Origin of the sequence: Winogradskyella sp. KYW1333 (assembly GCF_003335675.1) — a bacterium.
Lineage (GTDB): Bacteria > Bacteroidota > Bacteroidia > Flavobacteriales > Flavobacteriaceae > Winogradskyella.
This window is the reverse complement of the sequence record NZ_QPHL01000017.1, coordinates 618398-641823: the sequence shown is the minus strand read 5'-3', so window position 1 is coordinate 641823 and position 23426 is coordinate 618398. Positions and strand designations below refer to the sequence as shown.

Below are 23426 nucleotides of genomic sequence, written 5' to 3'. Positions count from 1 at the left end.
CGTATTTCACCGTATTAATATGCTTTTAAGCGATTATTTTATTTTTTAATGTAATTTACATCGCTAAAAATCATTTTCCTGTGCGAAAAAACAATTATTGAAAGTTAATTAGTTTTTAATTATCTCTTAATCACTCTTTTTGTAATAGTACGACCATCAACAAACATTTTAATAAAATAATTCCCACTTTCTAGATCTTCTAAATAGACTGTAATAGCCTCATTCTCATTAAAAGTTTTAGCGTAAACCATTTGTCCAAGAATATTAAAATTATCTATAAATGGATTAGGGCAACTATTGCCATTTACTTAGGTTGTTCGACTACTGCTTACCTGATTCCAGCCTATATCATCAGCTATAATTAAAACAATATGGTTCTGCCTTTGAAAATAAATTGCCCAGGGAAAGTAAGCATATAGTCAATAAAACTGTAAACTTCTGTTTCATGATTTAGTTGGTATAGAATATTACGGTAGATAAACAAAATTTTAATTGGCTAGTAAATACGTAACCCTACTGATCTTTTTTATAATTTTTTAGTATTTCATCTGTTTTATTTGCATTTAATCGATATAAAATATATATTTACAGCCTTATTACAAACCTTATGATTAAAATTGATGCTTTAACCGGGTATCTGTTACTTTTTGTTGTTGCCCTAAATTTGACAATACAAGCGCAAGACTTAAAGATTCAGCATATTCAAGATGACATTGACGAAACTGGAGGTACCAATACAGTATTTACCTCAGTCTCCTCTACCAGTAATGCGTTTGCGCTACCTCTAAATAACAGAAAAACTCATGCCGGATCAAGTACAAATACGGGTACTTTAAATGGTGACGACATGTCTGGTTCACGTAGATTAACAGATGTTAACACACTGACTTATTACAGAGAACCTAGTTCGAGTAGCCTACAAATGAGATTTAATACTGCCATTTGGGAATATACTGGTGTAATAGGAGGACCTAATGAATTTATTGTTAGAGGCCGTTATACAATAGACTTAAATGGTACGACAAACAGTACAACCCAAGCTTTAGCCGGAATCACAGACGCTAATAACTGTATTCCGTTCATAACTGGTATTATTACCGATGCATCAAGTGAGGGTAGTGATTCTGGAACGGCAATAGCATATCTTGAAGATGACACAACCCTGCGCGTACAAAAAGGAAGTAACGGGAATAATGTCTCTTTATACATTACACTGGTGGAATTCACAGGCGCTAATTGGCGTGTTCATCATGGGGACTCTGGAGAAACAGAACCTCTATCCTTATCGGGTAAAGAATCCGATACAGGACGAGTCATTATAAGAGCTAATTCTGATGGAACAGGGGCTATATCAGGTGTTAGTACCTGGAATAACGCTTTGATTTTCTCCCAATCTAGGTCCGACAATACTACAAATGGAACTTATGATTCAATTGCAGACAATTGGCCAATCTTTGAACCGACAACAGCTTCTGACTTTTCTAATATTTATGTAGATTGGACCTTTAACGGAGACCATGACTCAGAGGCTATTAGCAGACATTTTATTCATGTCCTTGAGCATTCAGAAATGAATGTTACGCGATTTACAAGCACCAGTAATACCGCTGGCGAAAGCACAATCGATGTTACCTCTACAGGTTTAAGTACAGACTTGAGCCAGTCCATGGTATTAGGAGTTTCAACCTCTTCGGGCACAACGGCGGATTATGGTAAAGGTTGGAGAAACTACTACTTAAATTCAGATACAGAGATAGCACATTGGTCTCACAAGGCTGGAAATACCATGTCACACAATTTACAAGTTGTAGATTTTAGTGGTATAAAATTTAATCCGGGTGGTATTGATTCCAATCCCTTAATATGGTTAAAAGCAGACGAAGGTGTTGAAGAAGGGCCAGGAGATTTAGCTGAGGATAATGATGCTGTTTCTAAATGGAAGGGGAATATCTCTATAAATAATTATGCAGAATATACAGGGATAGGTAGTCCAACCGAACCTGTATTTAGGGACAGTGAAATTAATTTTAATCCAGTAGTTTATTTTGATGGCTCAGCAGATAGCGGTTTTACTATGAGTACTAATATTAACGGTAGTGAAACAATGACCATCTTCGCAGTGGCGCAAGGCACATATCCCGGTAGTGGGCAAAAACATTTGATTAATCTTGCTCGGAACACAAATAACTACCTGAGTATAGAAAAGAAAACAAACACTGATGAGTTAAGATTTAGATACAGAAACAATAATTCAGGGCCTGAAGACATCAAGTTAGGGAGTGGTGAAATTGTGGAGCAAGAACCATTTCTTGTTCAATATCAACATGAAGCTGGACCAGGCGGAGGTCCTTTTTTCAATCAAATTTTTTGTAAAGGTGCAAATATTACAGATACAGATACCACTCCTGCCGATATTTTATCTGGTCGATCATTAACAGTTGGCATAGGAAGAGATCCTAACAAAACGTCAAGAACATGGCAAGGAGGCATTGCTGAGCTTATTGTTTATGATGAAAAAATTACAGGATTAGATAGAAAGCGAGTACAATCGTACCTCGCCCTGAAATATGGAATCACCTTAGAAGGAAAAGAATATTTATTTGGAGATATTGAAGTTTGGGATATGGATCCTGATGATGGTTACAACAACGATATTTCGGGTATAGGGCGCGATGATGATTCTGGGTTAAACCAAAAACAATCGAAGACCATAAATACAGATGACGATATTACAATAGGCATTAAAGAAATCGCAACAAATAATAAATCAAATTCAAATAACTTTTTAAAAAATGAATCATTCTTAGTCTGGGGAAATAACAATGGTAATTTAACCTTTGACGGTGCCAACAATATTACAAAAGATTTTGGACTAGGCACAAGTACAGTAACAAATGTCACGGCAAAACGCATTGAAAGAATTTGGAAAATAAAGGCTACAGACACTATACCTACGGTAAAACTATCAATACCAAAATCTATGGTTTCTTCAACAAATCCTGGTGATGTAGATGAATATATTATGATTGTTGCTGATAATGATAGTTTTACAACCAATGTTACCTCTGCCACAATGAAACTAGTTGGTGATGATCTCGAAGCCAATTTTTACTTTGAAGGCACAAAATATATAACCTTTGGTTCTTCTGAAATTTCTGCCGAACTTTCTAGAGCCGCAAGTTTTGATAGATCTGATAGTTATATTTCTGCTGGTGATGTCAATGATTTAAATAATAAAAGCTTTTCGTTAAGCGCATGGATAAAAAGAAATACTGGTGACGGAAAATTTGACGTGATATCTAAAAGAAATTATTTTAATGAAGATATAACAGTTAACGGAGATGGTACCATAACCGAAAATAAAAAGGGATTTTATACAATTGGATATGCATTTAGGATTAACAAAAACGGTAATTTAAGATTGGTTTGGAGAGATCCTGACGATTCTTCAAACAATACACTAGAGACTACAAATAATATCCCTGAAAATGAGTGGCATCATGTATGTGCAACATACGATAAAGACAGTGATTCTGGAACAGGATTAGGGACTACAAAACTTTATATTGATGGAATACTTGTCGATTCAGAGGACACAAACGACCCCATAAATTTTGACAATGATTCACATTTTGTGATTGGCGCTGCAAATCATCAAGACAGACAACAAAGATTTAATGGAAGTGTTGATGAGGTTAGGGTATGGAATATTTGCCTGACTGCTAACCAGATACGCTACATGATGAATCAAGAAATTGAAAAAAACGGTGTTCTTACAAATGGGAAAGTACTTCCTGAAACCACAACTTTAAATGATATTGATGATATAAACTGGGACACAGGCTTAGAGGCGTATTATCCAATGAGCAGATTAGTGTTTGGCAGTGTAAAAGATGAATCTAACAATCGTAATGATGCCAGCATGTTTAATTACGATTTATTAGAAACCCAAACGGCACCACTACCGTATGAAACAACTCAAGACGGACCTTGGGACGATAGTGATACTTGGCTTAATGGCCAAGTTCAATATTTACCAGGTATTGTATCTTACGTATATTCAAATTTAGCAGATGGAGATCCTAATAAATTGACTATGGATTACAATATTGTTAAAATCAATAACAACGTTACGCTGGATAATAGTGATCCCGATTACATACCAAGTACCGAAGAACAAAATAGAAAGGTGTTGGGTCTTATTATAAATTCAGGTGCAGACTTACAAGTAAACGGAGACACTGATGCCATAAATAAAGCAGATAAGGGTAACGGGCTTACTATATCTCATTACTTAAAGGTAGATGGAAATATAGATTTAGAGGGAGAATCGCAACTCATACAAACAGAAAATAGCGACTTAGACACTTCGAGTATTGGAACCTTAGAAAGAGACCAACAAGGTACAAAAGATAGGTATACATATAATTATTGGTCATCACCAGTAGGAAAAATAAACACCTCAGTAAATAACCAATCTTTCATTTTAGGTAATGATAACGTATTAAAAAACGGTACAGACCCTTCAAACCCAAATGATATAGTTTTTATAGATTTTAATGGTTCCCCTAATGGAAACATCTCCGGATCGCAACTTTCAATTGCATCACGATGGATATGGAAATATGCTAATAATGTCAGTAATAATTATTCGGAGTGGGAACCAATTGGAAGCACTAACAGTATAGATGTAGGAGAAGGCTTTACCATGAAAGGCGTAGAAGATACAGGAGGATTGATCACTACCGAACAGAATTATACGTTTTATGGAAAACCAAACAATGGTGACTTTTCCCTTACCATAAACGCAGGTAATCAATATTTAATAGGTAATCCGTATCCTTCTGCCATCGACGCAGATGAATTTATTAAAGACAATATAAGTAGTTCTGATACTGCCGGAGCAAATAATTCGGTCAACGTTATTAACGGAGCACTATATTTCTGGGATCATTTTGCTGTTAGTTCACACGCATTAGCAGATTATCAAGGTGGTTATGCAATATACACACTAATGGGAGGTGTAGTCGCAGTGAACAATGACACAAGAATAGATGCTACAGGTGCATTAGGCACCAAACAACCCTCACGTTATATTCCGGTTGGACAAGGATTTTTTGTATCCGCTACTTTAGATTCAGATTTAGTAGGAGAACCTAACGATCCTGATATTGATAATGCTGTCGTTGGAGGAAATATTCAATTTAAAAACAGTCAGCGTATTTTCAAGACTGAACATGATAATACGGAATCTATTTTCATGAGAAAGAGTAATGACAACAGTAAGAGTACATCTCAGGACTCAGATTTAAGAGAAAAAATAAGATTATTATTTACGTCACCCGAAGGATTCCATCGTCAATTATTGGCAGGCGTCGATACCTCTGCATCAGATGGTTTTGATATAGGCTATGACGGCCTGATGTCTGAAAATAATATTGAAGATATGTTTTGGGTTTTAAACAATAGTAAATTAGTTGTCCAAGCTGTTAATGATTTTGACGAAGATCAAATTTTACCATTAGGATTAAAAACTAATAGTGATGGAACAGTTAAAATTAAAATTGATGAATTAGAAAATATTGATTTATCCAAGAATATTTATCTGCATGATAAAATACTAAACATTTATCACGACCTTAAAGAAAGTGACTATGAAGTTTTTTTAGTAGCTGGTGAGTATTTAGACAGGTTTGAAGTAGTTTTTGATATAAATAATGTCTTGTCAATAAACGACAATGATCTAATTGATTTAGATGTGATATTCTCTGATAATGATGATAGTATTATTATTAACAACCCAAAATCAAACTTCATTAATAACTTTAAATTATATAATTTAATTGGGCAGTCAATTTTATTTTCCGAAATTAACTCAACACATAATTTTATAGAATATAAAACCAATAATATCCAAAGAGGCATTTATATTATTACGGTTAAGACCAATAATGGCATCATTTCTAAAAAATTAATAATTAAATAAGTTGTAATACGTTGTTGAACTTAACTCAATTAATTAGCAAAGAAGAAAGTTTCAGCATTTAAATCGGAACAACTAACTTCGAATGCAAGTGTGTCTAAATCAGCATCTAATTTAGCAAAAGCTTCTTTATTATGCCATTCCAATGAAACTTTTGAATCTAAAGAGTTGTTGACTTTAAGTTGTCCCAAAAAAGCTGGGTGTGTATTTCGGAGTCTAATTAATTCTAATTGATTCAAGACGGATTCCCTTTGCAAAGCATCAATAATATTTTCATTTGGAAGTGTGGTTCTATTAATTTCCTTATGTCCTCCATTACCTGCCTTATCTACCGCTTCATAATCATTCTTACCTTCAAATATATCTAAATACCATATCTGAGGTATACCCGGCATAAACAACTGAATTGCTCTAGCCAATAGCATTTTTCTAGAATCTTCCCCTAGAGCACTAAAATAAGTTGCATTAATTTGGTAGTAGGAAATCTTTTTACCATCTGGTCCATACAGGTTTTTAACCTTTCCTCCTCTACAAATAATCAAATCCATTAAGGACTCAATCTCAGAATCTTGTAATAGGCCTTCATAATAACATTCATCAATTTTCTTCCCCTTTAAATCCAAGACTGGAATTCCGTCATGACAACCCAACATGTTTATCACATTATATCCATTGTTAACAATCTCATCTATCCATTTCAATAATGGTTTGTTTGTTTTACATTCTATGGTATGAATTAATAATCCAGGTAGAAAAAAATCATAACTCTGAAATCCTCTATCAGCTACTTCTTTATGTAGTTTTGATCCATATTCAGCATGGATTTCTGGTAATATGGTCAAATTATTGCTATCGGCTATTTTCTTAATTCGATCTAAATAGTGCCATGTTCCTGGATTATTAAAGAAATTTGTTTCACCAACAGCTTTATGCAAATATGCAAATGCGTCTAATCTCAATATTTTACAACCAAACATTTTTAATTTTGCCAAAGTTTCTTCATAAAACTGCCATACAAGTTCTGACTTAGCATTAACATCCATTTGACCTAGGTAACTCCTGTTTTTAATTAGTATTTGAACTACTGGAAGTTTGAATTTTTCAAACTCACCAAAATCGATATTTTCTAAATCTTCAGAATGCTTAAGACTTTTATTAACGAGATGACATATAGATTTTACGGCATCCTGAGTTAACCCATCAATTTGAATTAAATCATCATATTTTAAAGGATTATATGATACTTTTTGATAGAATGTATTCCAGTATGGTTGCTCAGTACCATCAGGAAAAACCACGTTTAATACCGGAAGACCTGACTTTCTCATAAACAACTTGTCCAAATACTCTTTATTTGGGATGACAACACCATCTTCATTCATTGCACCATGGTCTTGCCAAAACACATTCCAATTAATAAAAAAGTCCTTATATTTTGACTGCGTACCATTTTTCAATAAATCTTTAAACTGTGGAGAAGCAACAGAAAGGTGATTTAATACTATGTCAAACTTTAAATCAATGTTGAGTTCTTTTAGGCTCTCAAGATCCTCTTCGGTCACAAGGTCTTTATTTAAATTATAATCTATAATTGAAAACCCTGTATCTAAATCACTATTGAAAAAAGTAGGCAAAACATAAAACAATGAAAAAACATCTTTAAACTCAGGTAGCTTCAACATTTTCACAATATCATTAAGAGTTTCACCAATACTGTCTGGATATGCATTAAGCATTACACCATTAAAATGAGACACTTCATTCGTTTGGTTTTCTATGTTATTCATAATACTTAAGTTAGATTAAATCATAAATTTACAATTGATAACAATGGTATTGCACAAAATTTAGATAAAACTATTTTAATTTTTAGCGAAAAGCATTTCGTTCTTTTATTATTAATTACCTTATGCAATTGACGATGCCTTAAATCGTTTTTTTATATATTGTTAAGCAATAATACTAACTAACTTATATATAAATGCTCTCAATTATCTCCTTTATTGGATTCACAGCACTTGTTGCTGTAATTGCATGGTATGCAACACGAAAAACAGATGAAACCTCAGCTGACGGATTTTACCTTGGCGGAAGAAGTCTTGGTGCATTAACGATTGCAGGTTCTCTTTTACTTACTAATCTCTCCGCTGAACAAATTGTTGGACTTAATGGACAAGCTTTCTCTGAAGGAATTTTAGTCATGGCATGGGAAACACTAGCAGCAATTGCGATTATTGCTACTGCAATTTTTCTATTACCAAAATACATGAGTTCAGGTATCACTACGATTCCAGAATTCATTGAAGGGCGTTTTGACCAACAAACAAGAGCTATAATGGCTGTCTTATTTTTAATTGCATTTGGAATTGTTTTATTACCTACAATTTTATATTCCGGATCATTAGCGTTTAGTACCATGTTTGACTTGCCTGAGTTATTTGGTATGTCGCAGTCTGCGGTTATTTGGCTATGCGTTTGGAGCATTGGTATCATAGGAATTATATATGCCATCTTTGGTGGATTAAAAGCAGTTGCAGTCTCAGATTTGATAAATGCTATAGGATTAATGATAGGTGGACTTCTAATACCCTTTTTTGGATTAAGTGTTATTGGTGATGGTAATGTAATGAATGGTCTTAATACACTATGGAATAGTAATCCTGAAAAATTTAATGCCGTAGGTGATGTAACTTCCTCAATTCCTTTTGGAACAATTTTCACTGGTATGATGATAGCACAGGTTTATTATTGGGGAACTAACCAATCTATATTACAACGTGTGTTTGGTGCTAAGAATTTAGCAGAAGGACAAAAAGGTATGATAGCTGCTGCATTTGTAAAATTTTTAATTCCTGTAATTGTTGTATTGCCAGGAATAATTGCATGGCACGTTTTTGAAGGAAATCTAGAAAATGCAGATCAAGCATATCCTGCATTAGTTAAAAAAGTTTTACCGACAGCATTTATTGGCTTCTTTGCTGCAGTATTATTTGGCGCAGTATTGAGTTCATTCAACAGTTTACTAAATAGCAGTGCAACACTTTTTGGTTCCGATTTATACAAACAAAATTTTAATAAGAATTCAACAGAAAAACAATCAGTAAAAGCTGGAAAAATTGCCGGTCTAATTCTCGCACTAATAAGCATGAGTATTGCACCATTTATAGCTAATGCACCAGATGGTCTATTTAGTTATATACAGCAAGCTTTAGGAAGTTTAAGTGTTCCTATTTTAGCAGTAGTTTTAACCGGAATTATTTCTAAAAGAGTACCTGCAACCGGTGCAAAAACCGTACTAATTGCTGGTGTTTTAATGTACTTATTTAGTTTACTTTATTTAGGACCTAATACCATTGAAGCCGCAGTTTCAGAAGCAACAGCTAATGATATTTCTAACACTAACGAAATAGCAATTATAAAAGCTAAAGCTTATCCGCATTTCTTACATATTATGGGAATATTATTTGTTATTAATATGCTCATTATGTTAATTTTTAGACTTATAAAGCCTAAAAAAGACGAAGAAATTTATATTCCTCAAGTGACAGAAGTTATTGACACAACACCTTGGAAATATACATTACCAGTAGGATTGTTTATTGTTATACTAGTTTTAGCCACTTACGTCATATTTTAAAAATGTCCATTTTAAGTATTTATTTATGAAAAAATCTTGGTGGAAGGAGGGTATCGTATATCAAATTTACCCACGATCTTATAAGGATACTTCAGGAAATGGCATTGGTGATATTTACGGTATCATCGAAAAATTGGACTACATAAAATCACTTGGAGTAGATATTATTTGGCTATGCCCTGTTTACGAATCACCAAATGACGATAATGGTTATGATATTTCAAATTACAGAGCTATATCAGAGGATTTTGGTGGATCAGATGCCTTTGATAAATTATTAGAAGGTATGCATGACCGAGGACTAAAACTGGTCATGGACCTGGTTCTTAATCACAGTTCAGACGAACATGAATGGTTTAAAGAATCTAGAAAATCAAAAGACAATCCCTATCGCGATTATTACTTTTGGAAACCGGCTAAAAATGATAAAGAACCAAATAATTGGGTTTCATTTTTTAGTGGATCTGCTTGGCTAAAGGATGATATTACAGAGGAATACTTTTTACATCTATTTACCAAAAAACAGCCCGATTTAAATTGGGAAAATCCTAAGGTAAGAGAAGAAATACATGATATTGTAGAATTCTGGTGTAAAAAAGGAGTAGATGGTTTTAGGATGGATGTGATATCGCTTATATCTAAACAACTTGATTTTCCAGATACCGAAGATCCAAAAGACTACGGTAGAGCCATAAAAAACTATTATGCTAATGGCCCACGTATTCATGAATACCTTAATGAGCTCAACAAAAAAGTATTGTCTAAATATGATATTATGACTGTTGGCGAAGGCCCAGGAATCGACTTGAGTAATGGGTTAGATTACGTGCATGAAGATAGAGATGAGCTCAACATGATTTTTCATTTTGACCATATGTTTATAGATAATGGTGCAGGAGGTAAATACGACCCAATAGATGTACCACTTCCTAAGTTTAAAAAAGTATTTAATGATTGGGACGAAAAGCTAAAGGGCAAAGGATGGGGAAGTATCTTTTTGGGTAATCATGATTTCTCAAGAATGGTATCTCGTTTTGGTAACGACAATGCAGAACATCATTCGAATTCGGCAAAATTACTTGCTATGCTATTACTTACCATGCGTGGAACGACATACATCTATCAAGGTGATGAAATCGGTATGACAAATGTCGCTTACCCAACTATAGACTACTATAATGATGTTGAAACTTTAGGCAGTTGGAACGAAGCCATTAAGAGAGGTGAAAACATGGCAGAATTTATAAAACTAGTTCATAAGCAAAGCCGAGATAATGCCAGAACACCAATGCAATGGAACAATAAAATCAATTCTGGCTTTTCAGAAGGCAAACCCTGGCTAAATGTGAATCAAAATTATGACAATATAAATGTTGAAAGACAGCAAGAGGATCCCAGTTCCATTTTGAATTTTTACAGAAAAATGATTGCAATTAGAAAGGCTAACAATGTATTAGTTTATGGTGATTATTTGTGCCTAAATGAAGCAGATGAGAATCTGTTTGTATACAAACGTTGGGGTAATTCGGATTCCTATATCGTTCTCTTAAATTTTAGCAATGAAACTCAAACGACAGAACACGTTGATGCAGATATTAAAGCATCACATTTAGTTATTTCAAATTATAACAACAATCACTCTTTTAATAATCTAAGACCCTGGGAGGCTCAACTTCGTCACTATTTAATCTAGCTCTTTCACTTTAATATTTCTATACCAAACTTTGTCACCATGATCTTGTAAGGCAATATGACCTGTTCGGTATTTACCGAACCCTTCCCATGCTGTAAACTTCGAATTGGCTATCATTTCGTCCCATTTTTCACCATGTAATGGAAAAGTCATGACTTGAGTACCATTCATTGATATTTTGGCAATATTTGCATCTTGACTAACTTCGATTACACAGAGATTCCATTCACCAGCAGGATTAATAAGTTCTGGCGGACATCCTATCATATCATATAAAGAACCAGCTTTGTGTGTACCATTTGCAACAAATGAATCGGGATGACGTTCATTATCTAAAACTTGAATTTCAGGACCGGTCATATAGGCCTCAGGATATTTATCATCTTCATGAACTCCCCAAAAAATACCACTATTTCCACCTTCTGAAACCTTCCACTCTATGGATAGAATAAAGTTGGTAAACTGATCTTTAGAGATAATATCCTTATTACTCCCACCTCCGGGTGTAAAAGCTAAATTACCATCTTCAATGGACCATTGCGGATAAATACTATCCTGCCTGTAACCTCTAAATGCATCAGTCGAGGTTCCATCGAAAAGTACTTTCCACTGCACTTCACTCAATTTAGAAGTTTCTTGCTGAGTTTTATTCTCTTCTTTAATCTCTATTTCCTTTTCGCTTTTACAATTCATAAGTACTAATACAAGGGATAAGAGGTGTATAATTGTTTTAATTCTCATATTTTTTAAGTTAATCCTAATATTTCTCTTAATTGATTTTCGTCTTTATCATCACCTCCAGCAAAATCATCAAATGATTTTGTTGTAGCCTCAATAATATGATCTTTAATAAATTTAACGCCTTCTCTTGCTCCTTGCTCAGGACTTTTTATAACACATTCCCATTCTAATACGGCCCAGACGTCACATCCATATTCTGTCAATTTTGAAAATACAGATTTAAAATCTATCTGACCATCACCTGGAGAGCGATATCTACCAGCCCGATCTTTCCAATCGTTGTAACCACCAAAAGCTCCTTTTTTACCTGTTGGCTTAAACTCTGAATCTTTAACATGAAAGGCTTTAATAAATTCGTGATAATGATCTATATATTTTATATAATCTAGTTGTTGTAGAACAAAATGGGAAGGATCGTATAAGATACTCACACTCTCATGATTACCTGTCGCTTCTAAAAAACGTTCAAAAGTATCCCCGTCATGTATATCCTCAACAGGGTGTACTTCATAACATGCGGCAACTCCATTTTCTTTAAAAATATCTAAAATTGGCAACCATCTATTGGCTAATTCTTTAAATCCTAAGTCTATTAATCCTGCTGGTTGTTGTGGCCATGGATGCATAACTGGCCAAAGTAATGAACCAGAGAATGTTGCATGCGATGTTAAGCCTAATTTATTGCTAACAACTGCAGCCTTTTTCATTTGATCTGTAGCCCATGCTGTACGCTCTTTGTACTTACCCTTTAAATTTTTAGGTGCAAAAACATCAAACATAATATCATGTGCAGGATGAACCGCAACCAATTGACCTTGAATATGCGTACTTAATTCTGTTATTTCTAATCCATAACTATTAATTCTGCCTTTAAATTCATCACAATATGTATCACTGTCTGCGGCAATATCTAAATCAATAATATGCTTATCTAATGTGGGAATTTGTATACCTTTATAACCCAAATCACTTGCCCATTTACATAAACCATCTAAGGTGTTAAAGGGTGGATTCTCGTCCATGAATTGAGCTAAAAAAATTGCGGGTCCTTTTATTGTTTTCATTATCTAATATTCTTTTATCAATCTTTTAGGCAGTATCAATATTTACCCAAACATTTCCTTGCTTATGAGATTCAACTGCTTTCTCAATAAAATTCATCCCGCGTAAACCATCAATGATTGTAGGGTATTCACCATGGTCATAATCTTCATTTCTAATCGCTTTGGCAACACCTTTGTATATATTACCCATTGAATCAAAAATACCTTCTGGGTGTCCAGGTGGTAATTTTGTACCATCTAAAGAAAGATCGCTATTATAGATATGGCCAGGCTTTAAGACTCGCATAGGGTGACCATCTTCCAATAAATAGAGGTAGTTTGGATTTTCTTGTTCCCATTTTAGGCCAGCTTTGTCGCCATATATTTGAACTTTGAAATTATTCTCTTCGCCTGTTGCAATTTGACTTGCCCTAATCACTCCTTTTACATTATTCTCACATCTTATGAGTACAGTACCATCAATATCCATTTGGTTATCCTCATATAAATAGTTCAAATCCGCTAAAATTGAATTAACTCTTAATCCAGACATATATTCTACCATGTCGAACGCATGAGTGCCGATATCTCCAATACAACAACTTATACCTGATTTTTCAGGATCCAGTCTCCAAGTAGACTTACGTTTTTCCTTATCATGAATTATAGGATTTATCCATCCTTGATAATATTGTGCGTCTATTTTTTGAATCCTTCCAATATCGCCGTTTGCAATCATGTGGCGCATTTGCCTTACCATAGGATATCCTGTATAAGTATAGGTAACTGCAAATACAGTATTTGCCATTTTTAGAGTTTCATGAAGAATCTTAGCTTCTTCATAAGTAGTTGTCATTGGTTTTTCACAAATAACATTGAATCCATTTTCAAGAAGTTTCTTGGCCATTGGGAAATGGAGAAAATTAGGTGTGAGAATTGAGACAACTTCAATCCGTTTATGCTTTGGCAGTTTTAATTCCTCTTTAATTAAAGTGTCTAAATCTTTGTATACCTGGTCAGTTGGAATTCCAATTTCTCTAGCAAAATTAAAACTTTCCTCAAGCTCAATATTAAACACACCACCAACCAACTGAAACTTATCATACATTGATGAGGCAACACGATGCAAAACACCAATTAAGGAATCTCCTCCTCCTCCTAAAATACCAAGTCTAATTTTATTACTCATTAAATTTATGAATCTTTATATTCTACGTTTTCATTTTTAAATAATAGCGCAAATAATAGTAGGACTACTGCCGCAAATATTGATGGGAACACCCAGATATCTTTCCAGCTATGCAACCCCTCACCAATTAGATTTTGATCAACAATTTGGCCAGCCACCCAAAAACCAACTAACATTCCGACACCATAAGTAGCTAAGGTTATTAATCCCTGAGCCGCACTTTTAACTTTTTCACCTGCTTTAGAGTCCGTATAAATCTGACCAGACACAAAGAAAAAATCATAACATATACCATGCAATGCAATACCTATAATTATCATGAAAAATAGTTCTCCCGCATTACCGAAAGCAAAAAGTAAATACCTAATTGTCCACGCTAACATTCCCAATAAAATGGTTTTCTTGAAGCCGTATTTCTTAAAAAAGAATGGTAGAAGTAGCATAAATAAAACTTCTGACATTTGACCTAATGATGCCCAAGCTGTTGAATTTTCCACCTTATATTCTGTTAAGTAAGGACTAATATTTTGATAATAAAATGCCAAAGGAATACATATTAACACAGAAGCCAAGAAGAAAATCAAGAAGTTTCTATCCTTGAGAAGATTCAATGCATCTAATCCTAAAATATCCGAAATTTTCACTTCCTCTTCTTTACCTCTATTCGGTGGTGTCTTAGGCAAGGTAAAACTGAATAAGCCTAATATTGCCGATGCAATAGCAACCATTAAAAAGGTATTTGACAACATTCCTTTACCAATATTTTCAATTGAGTCCCATTTAAACACAAAACTAATAACAAGTCCAGCTACGATCCACCCAACTGTTCCCCATACTCTTACCATCGGGAACTGTTTTGCAGGATCGTCCATTTGATTAAAAGAAACTGAATTGACTAAGGCTAATGTTGGCATATAGGCAATCATATAACCTAAGACGTAAGGATAGAATACATTAAAATCAGTAGATTGAGACATTAAATACATCAACACTGCTCCTATTAAATGTAATATCCCTAAAATCTTTTCTGCATTAAAAAATCGGTCAGCAATTAAGCCTATTATAAAAGGGGCAATAATCGCACCCCACGATTGAGTAGAATATGCTATTGCTGTCTCCGCACCAGATGCACTTAAATTGTTTCCCAGGAAAGACCCCATTGTAACAAACCAGCCTCCCCAAATAAAGAATTCAAGGAACATCATGATTGATAATTTAGTAGATGTGATTGATTTCATAATGGTTAGTTTAATGTTTTTGATGCGCTAACTAATAAATCTTTGGTAGCTAATATACCGTCTTCCTCTGGCAGACCTCCTTCAAACTCAACACCAATATAACCAGTATAACCGGCATCTTTTACGATTTGCAATATCCTAGGATAATCGAGAGTAGTTTCATTTCCATCTTCATCAAAAGCATAAGACTTAGCACTTACTGCCTTCGCCATCGGCATTAACAATTCCATGCCTTTATATTTATCTGCATACTCTTCTTCACATTCTCCCCATTTTTCACCATCTTTTCTTTTAATACACCAGTTTCCAAAGTCTGGAAGGGTACCACAATTATCCATATCAACAGCTTTTAAGGCTGCAACTAATTTGTCTGCATCAGATGACAACCATCCATGATTTTCGCACAACACATTAACATTTTTTGTTGCTGCGTATACTGATAGCTTTTTCAAACCATCAACCACAGCATCATGCCATATTTCTGGATCGTTGGTTCCAAATGTATTGACTCGGATTGAATGACAACCTAAAGTTGCAGCAACATCAACCCATTTTTTATGTAATTCAACCGCCTCATCACGCTTTGCTTCATCAGGATCGGCTAGATCACCTTCATTATCAACCATAATTAAAATATTTTTTTGGTTGTATTTTTTACTTTCCTCTGCCAATTTAACCACTAAAGCGTCTATCCCATGCTCGTCATAAAAAGGCTTGTATAATTGACTGACATACTCTAAGCCATTAAAACCGAGAGAGTCTGATATTTTAGCAAAATCAAATGGATCCATACCGTGAAATCTAATATTTTTATTCAAAGACCATTGGGCCAAGGACAATTTAAAAAATGGTTGATCTTTCATTTCGTTCGATACTTCATCTTGCTTTAATTCTTCTTTTTTATCGTCTTTACAGCTTTGAGTATAAAGCAGTAAAACAATAATTGGAATGCTTAATAATCGTTTCATGAATTTAAAATAGTTAGTAATTAAAATGTAATTTAATTAATAAAATAGCTACTCTTGTTTACTTTTATTCAGTGAAAGAATTTATACAAATGAACTAGGTTTCTGGATATGCTGACAATAATTTGCCAACTAGGTTTTGCTTTCGATATTCATTTGGCGAACACTTCTCATGCTTCTTAAATACCGTTGAAAAATATTGACTCGTAGCAAATCCACAGATATATGCAACTTCACTTACTGTTAAATTGCGTTTATCTAAAAGAATCTTTTTTGACATCTCAAGCCTTCTCATAGTCAAATATCGCATAGGTGTGAGATTAGTTAGTTGCTTGCAATGGTGCGTAAATCTTGTCAAACCAACACCAGCACTTTTTGACATTCGCTCGATAGTCCAATCTTCTGACAAACTCTTGTCAAGTTCTTTCAAAAAATACTGAACACTTCTAGAGCTATCTGTTAGAGATTCATTTAATACAATATCTTCTGTCTTTAGCAGGTCTAAAATTAAAATAAGTAGATAATTTACTAAGTTTCTTATTCTAGAGGCATTACTTCCATTTCTATCCGTGTTTACTACATCATTGATTCCCTTAAAACAATTTCTAATCTTATTATTCGTTTTTAAAATAGATTCTTCATTTTGTCTTAAAAATATAGTCAACTGTTTTAAATCCTCCTTAGTCAAGGTTATCCAATCTGGCCAAACCCATTCCTGATGTGGTCGCCTAACCCCTAAATCAATAATTACCCAGTAAAACTTTCCCATTCCAATATTTGGATTTCCAACTTTATGAGCTTCCCATGGCCTTGTAATCGTCAAATGATTGGGTGTTAAAAGGACCTCTTTATTTTCTTGCGAATATGGCATTGTACCAGATTCCAAAAAATGAAACTCAATACCTTCATTTCTGTGCCAATCCAAACCCCAATCTTGTGGTTCATTAGCATCCCAATAGCCTATACTATTTAGACCCAAAGTATTGTCATCTAATCGATTCCCAGGATAAGTGTGACGTGCCAATGCCTTAAATTTTAATTTATTCCTTTTAAAGGCATCAATTAAAGGGAGGCATGTGTCTGCATGATAGACTACGCCATCTGCTCTAAATGGTTCAATCTTATGTATGTTTATTTTCACTGAAATATTTTAAACAAATATAACTTCTAAATTGGCTAATTTTCTTTTTTCAAAAAATATTTTTGATTTTTACTGTGCATTCCACAAAATTATTAAGCTATTTTTATGAATTCAATTTATGGACTAAACCAACACTATGAATAACAACAATAAAAAAAATACAACTCAGTACGATGCTATAGTTGTAGGTACAGGAATTTCTGGAGGCTGGGCTGCGAAAGAATTATGTGAAAAAGGGCTTAAGACGTTGGTTCTTGAACGCGGTAGAATGGTAAAACATATTGAAGACTATCCAACAGCCAATTTAGATCCCTGGGATTTACCTAATGGTGATATCCCTACTCAAAAGGATATTAAAAGACAAGAAAAGCAACATAGAACAGGTTATACAACGCGACCATCTCGTAAACACTTCTTTGTTGACGACGTTGACCATCCTTATAACGAAGACAAGCGTTTTGATTGGATGAGAGGTTATCATGTAGGTGGCCGATCATTGATGTGGGGAAGACAAAGTTATAGACTTAGTGATATTGACTTTTCTGCAAATGCGAAAGATGGCAACGGTGTAGATTGGCCAATACGATACAAAGACTTAGAAAAGTGGTATGATTATGTTGAAGAATATATTGGTGTAAGTGGTGAAAACTTAGGATTGGAACAGCTTCCAGACGGAAAATTCTTAAAACCTATGGAACTTAATTGCGTCGAGACACACTTAAAGGACAACATCTCTGAAAATTATGAAGACCGTGTTCTCACTATTGGACGCACTGCACATATTACCGAAGGAACTAAACCTGGTCAAGGCAGAATGAATTGTCAATACAGAAATAGATGTATGAGGGGTTGTCCTTTTGGAGCATACTTTAGTAGCAATTCCTCGACGTTACCTGCGGCAGAAGCAACCGGTAATATGACCCTTAGGCCAAATTCCATTGTTCATGAAATCATTTATGATGATACTACTAAAAAAGCTACTGGTGTAAAAGTTATAGACACTGAAACCAATGAAGCAATTGAATTTAAGGCGAAAGTAATATTCTTATGTGCTTCTGCAATTGCTTCTACTTATATTTTGATGAACTCTAAATCTGATAGGTTCCCAAATGGCTTAGGTAATGATTCTGGCGAACTAGGCCATAATTTAATGGATCATCATTTTAAGGCTGGAGCATACGGGAAATTTGATGGTTTCCATGATAAATATTATTCCGGGAGAAGACCAAATGGTATTTACATTCCAAGATTTAGAAATTTAGGTGGTGAAACAGATTCCAACGAATTTATAAGAGGGTATGGGTATCAAGGTGGTGCTAGCCGTCAAGACTGGTCGGATACAGTTAGAGAATTGAGCTATGGCAAAGAACTAAAAGAAGCTATTTTAAAACCTGGAGGTTGGACTATGGGTCTAACAGGTTTTGGCGAGACTTTACCATATCACGAAAACAGAATGTACTTGGATTATGACAAAAAAGATAAATGGGGGCTACCTACTGTAACCTTTGATGCTGAGTTTAAGGAGAATGAATTAAAAATGCGTGAAGACATGATAGCTCAAGCGATGCAAATGTTAGAGAAAGCTGGTTTTAAGGATATTGAACCAATGGACTCAATTGGTGCACCTGGATTAGGAATTCATGAAATGGGAACCGCAAGAATGGGAAGAGACCCTAAAACATCGGTCTTGAACAAATATAATCAGGTTCATTCAGTAAAAAATGTTTTTGTAACTGATGGTGCTGCAATGACCTCAGCAGGTTGCCAAAACCCTTCATTGACTTATATGGCACTAACTGCTAGAGCAGCAGAACACGCTGCAAACGAATTTAAAAAAGGAAATCTCTAAAAATTAAAACATGAAAAGACGAGAAGTCATAAAGGGATTAGGACTATCATTCGGAGCAATGCTCCTTGCTCCTAGCGCAATGAGCCTTTTACATAGTTGCACAAAAGAAACTGGTCCAATCTGGGAACCAGTGTTTTTTAGTAAAAATCAAGTGCAATTTCTTAATAAAATTACAGATATAATTTTACCAAAAACTTCAGATACGCCTAGTGCAACAGAAGTAAATGTCCCTCAATTTATAGACAAATTTGCTAATGAGGTTATGGAGGCTGAGCAACAGGATATTCTTAAGCAAGGGTTTTCAAATTTCTGTAATAAACTTCTGAAATCAAGCGAAAAGGAAGATCTTGATGATATTCAAATAGAAGGGATAGAACCTTTATTAGCTGAAGCTTTAAAGAAAACCAAGGAAGAAGACAAAATGCTATGGGAAACCTACAACGAATCAGTTAAAAACGAATCTTCAATTTCAGATGAAGTTGCCAATTACGTTGCTCTGAGTAACATAAGAGGGTTATGTATATTCGCTTATAAAAGTACAGAGTATATTGGAGAGGAAGTATTGGTATATAGACCTGTACCTGGCAAACAAGAAGGGTGCATTGATTTGAGTGAAACTGGAGGAAAAGCTTATTCACTTAATTAGGTTTAATTTGATTCATGCATAAGCTATCAAAATATTGCATTGGTTTAATTGTCTTCATATTTCTATATCAGTCATGTGATAATAATTCTTCTGAGCAAGAAAACTGGGTTAATTTATTGTCAAAAAATAACTTAGATGATTGGGTTGTAAAAATTAAAGGACATCCTATTGGTTATAATTTCAATTCTACTTTCAAAGTTGAAGACTCTATTTTAAAAGTAGATTACTCCAAGTACAATGACTCTTTTAATAACACCTTTGGTCATATCTACTACAAAAAGCCTTTTTCGAATTATAAATTGCGATTAGATTATAGATTTTTAGACAATCAAGTCGCTGACGGTGAAGCATGGGCCTATAAAAATAGTGGTGTAATGATTCATTGTGAAGATCCTAATAGCATAGGATTAGATCAAGGTTTTCCTGTATCAATTGAAGTTCAACTACTTGGTGGTGACGGAATAAAAGAAAGGCCTACTGCAAATCTATGCACACCTGGAACACATGTTGAAATGAATAATCAATTGGTAACCGATCATTGCATAAATTCAAGCTCAGAGACTATCCATGACACACAATGGGTGCATTTAGAAATTGAAGTTAACAATGATTCTATTATTAAACACTTTATAAATGGCGTGAAGGTTATGGAATATACCAAACCTATATATGGAGGTGAGTATTCCTCAGAATTCACAATGGCACTAAAGGGGCAACCTGTAAAATCAGGGTATATTTCTTTACAGAGTGAGAGCCACCCTGTAGAATTTAAAAATATAGAAATCCTTGAACTTTTAAATTAATAAATTAACAGATAGATATTTAATTCATATTTTTTTCGCAGATCTTCTTAAAAAGAATTAATTATTTAAACCAGGTGATACCTTAATATTTTGTAATTGCCAAACTTTTAAACTGAATAAGCAAGCCATACAACCTATTTAAGGGTAGTTTTTTTTATTTGCATATTTTTATTTTTATTTTAATGTCTTAACATAATTTATTAAAATGTGTTAGCCTTTATTATTCCTGTTCAAAGTAAAGCAACGACTCCTGATTGGCATGAGTTCTCTTGCCTTTTAAATAGATGTATTAATTCTATTTGTAATCAAAATAATACAAATTTCAAGGTCATTGTTGCATGTCATGAAATACCAGAAACAAATTTCAAAAATGATTATAGAGTTGAATTTTTACAAATGAAATTTTCTCCACCTATTTTAACTCATCTAAATCAAGAAAATTTAATAGTTAAAAGAGCCGACAAATCAAAAAAGTTAAAAGTGGCTTCAGAACATGCATTGAAAATGGGCTTTCCATATGTAATGACAGTTGATTCTGATGATTGTATTAGTAATAAAATATGTGATTTCGTTTGTAAAAATGCCGACGATTCCGTAAAAGGATGGTATATTAATAAAGGATATCTATATACTGAAGGTAAAAAATACTCATTTTTAAATTTAAAAAATTTTAATGAAGTTTGTGGATCTTGTATAATTATTAAGCCAGATTTAATTGAATTATTGATTGATGACTTGTTATATTTTAATCATGAAAGAACTATTGTTAATAATGAGAAATTAAAACCGTTACCATTTCCGGGTGCTGTTTATAGTATGCTAAATGGAAACAACATTCGTTTAGATAAAAAAGAACTTAAAAAAAGAACAGAATTTAATCTCTTTAAGATTAGAGACATTAAAACAATTATCAGAAGGCTTAAAAAATATAGAATAATGCCGATTAAAATTATAAAAAGTGAATTCTCTATTTAAATAACCTGATTTAACATATCAGATTTGAGGTATTAATTATCATCTAACCAATTTTTACTTCGGTTTACAGCTTTGTGCCAAAGTTTAATGAGCTTTAATTGGCCTTCCTTATTTGTTTGAGGTTTAAAGGTCTTATCTTTTTCCCAATATTCACTGAGTGCATCTTTACTCTTAAACACACCAACAGCCAATCCTGCTAAATATGCTGCACCTAAAGCTGTTGTTTCTAAATTAGTAGGTCTTACAACATCACAATCAAAAATATCGGATTGTATTTGTAACAATAAATTATTTGCAGTTGCACCACCATCAACTCGTAATTCTGTAATGTGCATGTTAGAGTCACTTTCCATAGCTTTTACAATATCGTAAACTTGAAGTGCAATTCCTTCTAATGTTGCTCTAGCAATATGACCTTTAGTGGTTCCTCTAGAAATTCCCATGATACTACCTCTAGCATAAGGATCCCAATATGGTGCTCCCAAACCTGTAAAAGCCGGAACGACCACAACATTATCACTATCTGGCACAGAACTAGCCAAAGTTTCAATTTCACTTGCATCATTAATGAGGTTAATCCCATCTCGCAACCATTGTACAGCTGCTCCACCAACAAATACACTTCCTTCCAAAGCATACTGTGTCTTGCCATTAATTTGCCAAGCAATCGTAGATAAAAGATTGTTTTGTGATTTAACAGGTTTTTTACCAGTATTCATTAATAGAAAGCAACCTGTACCATAGGTGTTTTTAACCATACCTTTCTTTGTACAGAGCTGTCCAAATAATGCGGCTTGTTGATCACCAGCAATACCGCATATCGGGATTTTATAGTCAAATAATTCTGTATGTCCATAAACCTCTGAAGAGGACTTTACCTCTGGTAAAATAGCTTTTGGAATATCAAACAAATTGAGAAGTTCAGTATCCCATTTCAGGATATGGATATTAAATAACATTGTCCTTGAAGCATTACTAACATCAGTAACAAATACTTTGCCTTTAGTCAATTTATAAATCAACCAAGTATCAACAGTGCCAAAGCACAGTTTCCCGTTCTTTGCAAGATCATTTGCACCCGCAACATTGTGCAAAATCCATCTTAACTTTGTCGCAGAGAAATAAGCATCAATTATCAATCCTGTTTTTTCTTGAATCAATTCTTCTTGACCAGTAGATTTGAGCTCATCACAATAGGATGCCGTTCTTCTATCCTGCCATACTATTGCATTATAAATGGGCTCACCTGTATCCTTATGCCAAACAATCGTAGTTTCTCTTTGGTTAGTGATACCTATTCCTACAACATCATTCGCTGATATACCTTTTGTAAATACTTCATTAATAGTCTTGATCTGTGATTGCCATATAGCTTCGGGATCATGTTCAACCCAACCATTTTTTGGGAATAGCTGTTCAAAATCTTGTTGTGCAGTTGCTATAGGCTTACCTTTAGAATTATATGCAATAGTTCTGCTTGATGTTGTCCCTTGATCTAATGCTAAAATGATTTTTTTCGACAT

16 protein-coding genes are annotated in these 23426 nt (G+C 34.0%); 7 read left to right on the top strand and 9 right to left on the bottom strand.

Annotated features, from left to right (window positions below; genetic code table 11):
• Positions 1 to 119: 119 nt before the first annotated feature.
• Positions 120 to 278, bottom strand: coding sequence for a T9SS type A sorting domain-containing protein (locus tag DUZ96_RS12580; RefSeq protein ID WP_258774393.1), 159 nt, complete (start codon positions 276 to 278; stop codon positions 120 to 122).
• Positions 279 to 607: 329 nt separating this feature from the next.
• Between DUZ96_RS12580 and DUZ96_RS12575 the strand changes: the two genes are divergently transcribed.
• The gene (locus DUZ96_RS12575; protein WP_114302281.1) at positions 608 to 5986 is read left to right on the top strand and encodes a LamG-like jellyroll fold domain-containing protein; all 5379 of its coding nucleotides are present in this window, start codon (positions 608 to 610) and stop codon (positions 5984 to 5986) included.
• A gap of 29 nt (positions 5987 to 6015) precedes the next feature.
• On the opposite strand, the gene DUZ96_RS12570 is transcribed toward DUZ96_RS12575, so the two are convergent.
• Positions 6016 to 7770: a glycosidase gene (locus tag DUZ96_RS12570; RefSeq protein ID WP_114302280.1), complete on the bottom strand. Its 1755-nt coding sequence runs from the start codon at positions 7768 to 7770 to the stop codon at positions 6016 to 6018.
• A gap of 194 nt (positions 7771 to 7964) precedes the next feature.
• Between DUZ96_RS12570 and DUZ96_RS12565 the strand changes: the two genes are divergently transcribed.
• Both DUZ96_RS12565 and DUZ96_RS12560 read left to right on the top strand, forming a co-directional pair.
• Complete coding sequence (locus tag DUZ96_RS12565; protein WP_114302279.1) at positions 7965 to 9620, top strand: solute:sodium symporter family transporter; 1656 nt, start codon at positions 7965 to 7967, stop codon at positions 9618 to 9620.
• Between the two features lie 25 nt (positions 9621 to 9645).
• On the top strand, positions 9646 to 11313 hold the full coding sequence (locus DUZ96_RS12560; protein ID WP_114302278.1) for an alpha-glucosidase: 1668 nt from the start codon (positions 9646 to 9648) through the stop codon (positions 11311 to 11313).
• Here DUZ96_RS12560 and DUZ96_RS12555 read toward each other — a convergent pair.
• The 6 genes from DUZ96_RS12555 to DUZ96_RS12530 form a co-directional block, all read right to left on the bottom strand.
• Positions 11305 to 12054 (bottom strand): DUF1080 domain-containing protein, encoded by a 750-nt coding sequence (locus DUZ96_RS12555; RefSeq protein ID WP_258774390.1) that lies wholly within the window; start codon positions 12052 to 12054, stop codon positions 11305 to 11307. The two genes, DUZ96_RS12560 and DUZ96_RS12555, sit on opposite strands and share 9 nt — an antisense overlap.
• A 5-nt stretch (positions 12055 to 12059) precedes the next feature.
• A complete protein-coding gene (locus DUZ96_RS12550) occupies positions 12060 to 13118 on the bottom strand; it encodes a sugar phosphate isomerase/epimerase (protein WP_114302276.1) in 1059 nt (352 codons plus the stop codon).
• A 25-nt stretch (positions 13119 to 13143) separates the two neighbouring features.
• Positions 13144 to 14286 carry a Gfo/Idh/MocA family protein gene (locus DUZ96_RS12545; protein ID WP_114302275.1) on the bottom strand — a complete coding sequence of 381 codons (1143 nt, stop codon included), beginning with the start codon at positions 14284 to 14286 and terminating at the stop codon, positions 13144 to 13146.
• 5 nt (positions 14287 to 14291) lie between these two features.
• The gene (locus DUZ96_RS12540; protein WP_114302274.1) at positions 14292 to 15524 is read right to left on the bottom strand and encodes an MFS transporter; all 1233 of its coding nucleotides are present in this window, start codon (positions 15522 to 15524) and stop codon (positions 14292 to 14294) included.
• 5 nt (positions 15525 to 15529) lie between these two features.
• Positions 15530 to 16492, bottom strand: coding sequence for a sugar phosphate isomerase/epimerase (locus DUZ96_RS12535; protein WP_114302273.1), 963 nt, complete (start codon positions 16490 to 16492; stop codon positions 15530 to 15532).
• 94 nt (positions 16493 to 16586) lie between these two features.
• Positions 16587 to 17630 (bottom strand): helix-turn-helix transcriptional regulator, encoded by a 1044-nt coding sequence (locus DUZ96_RS12530; protein ID WP_114302272.1) that lies wholly within the window; start codon positions 17628 to 17630, stop codon positions 16587 to 16589.
• Between the two features lie 136 nt (positions 17631 to 17766).
• Here DUZ96_RS12530 and DUZ96_RS12525 point away from each other — a divergent pair, with 136 nt between their 5' ends.
• From DUZ96_RS12525 to DUZ96_RS12510, 4 genes are all read left to right on the top strand, one after another.
• The gene (locus tag DUZ96_RS12525) at positions 17767 to 19479 is read left to right on the top strand and encodes a GMC oxidoreductase (RefSeq protein ID WP_114302271.1); all 1713 of its coding nucleotides are present in this window, start codon (positions 17767 to 17769) and stop codon (positions 19477 to 19479) included.
• Between the two features lie 10 nt (positions 19480 to 19489).
• Positions 19490 to 20125 (top strand): gluconate 2-dehydrogenase subunit 3 family protein, encoded by a 636-nt coding sequence (locus DUZ96_RS12520; RefSeq protein WP_114302270.1) that lies wholly within the window; start codon positions 19490 to 19492, stop codon positions 20123 to 20125.
• 14 nt (positions 20126 to 20139) lie between these two features.
• The gene (locus DUZ96_RS12515) at positions 20140 to 20928 is read left to right on the top strand and encodes a DUF1080 domain-containing protein (RefSeq protein ID WP_114302269.1); all 789 of its coding nucleotides are present in this window, start codon (positions 20140 to 20142) and stop codon (positions 20926 to 20928) included.
• A gap of 207 nt (positions 20929 to 21135) precedes the next feature.
• A complete protein-coding gene (locus DUZ96_RS12510) occupies positions 21136 to 21903 on the top strand; it encodes a glycosyltransferase family 2 protein (protein ID WP_114302268.1) in 768 nt (255 codons plus the stop codon).
• Positions 21904 to 21935: 32 nt separating this feature from the next.
• Here DUZ96_RS12510 and glpK read toward each other — a convergent pair whose 3' ends face one another.
• Positions 21936 to 23426, bottom strand: a complete 1491-nt coding sequence (glpK, locus tag DUZ96_RS12505) for a glycerol kinase GlpK (RefSeq protein ID WP_114302267.1) — start codon at positions 23424 to 23426, stop codon at positions 21936 to 21938.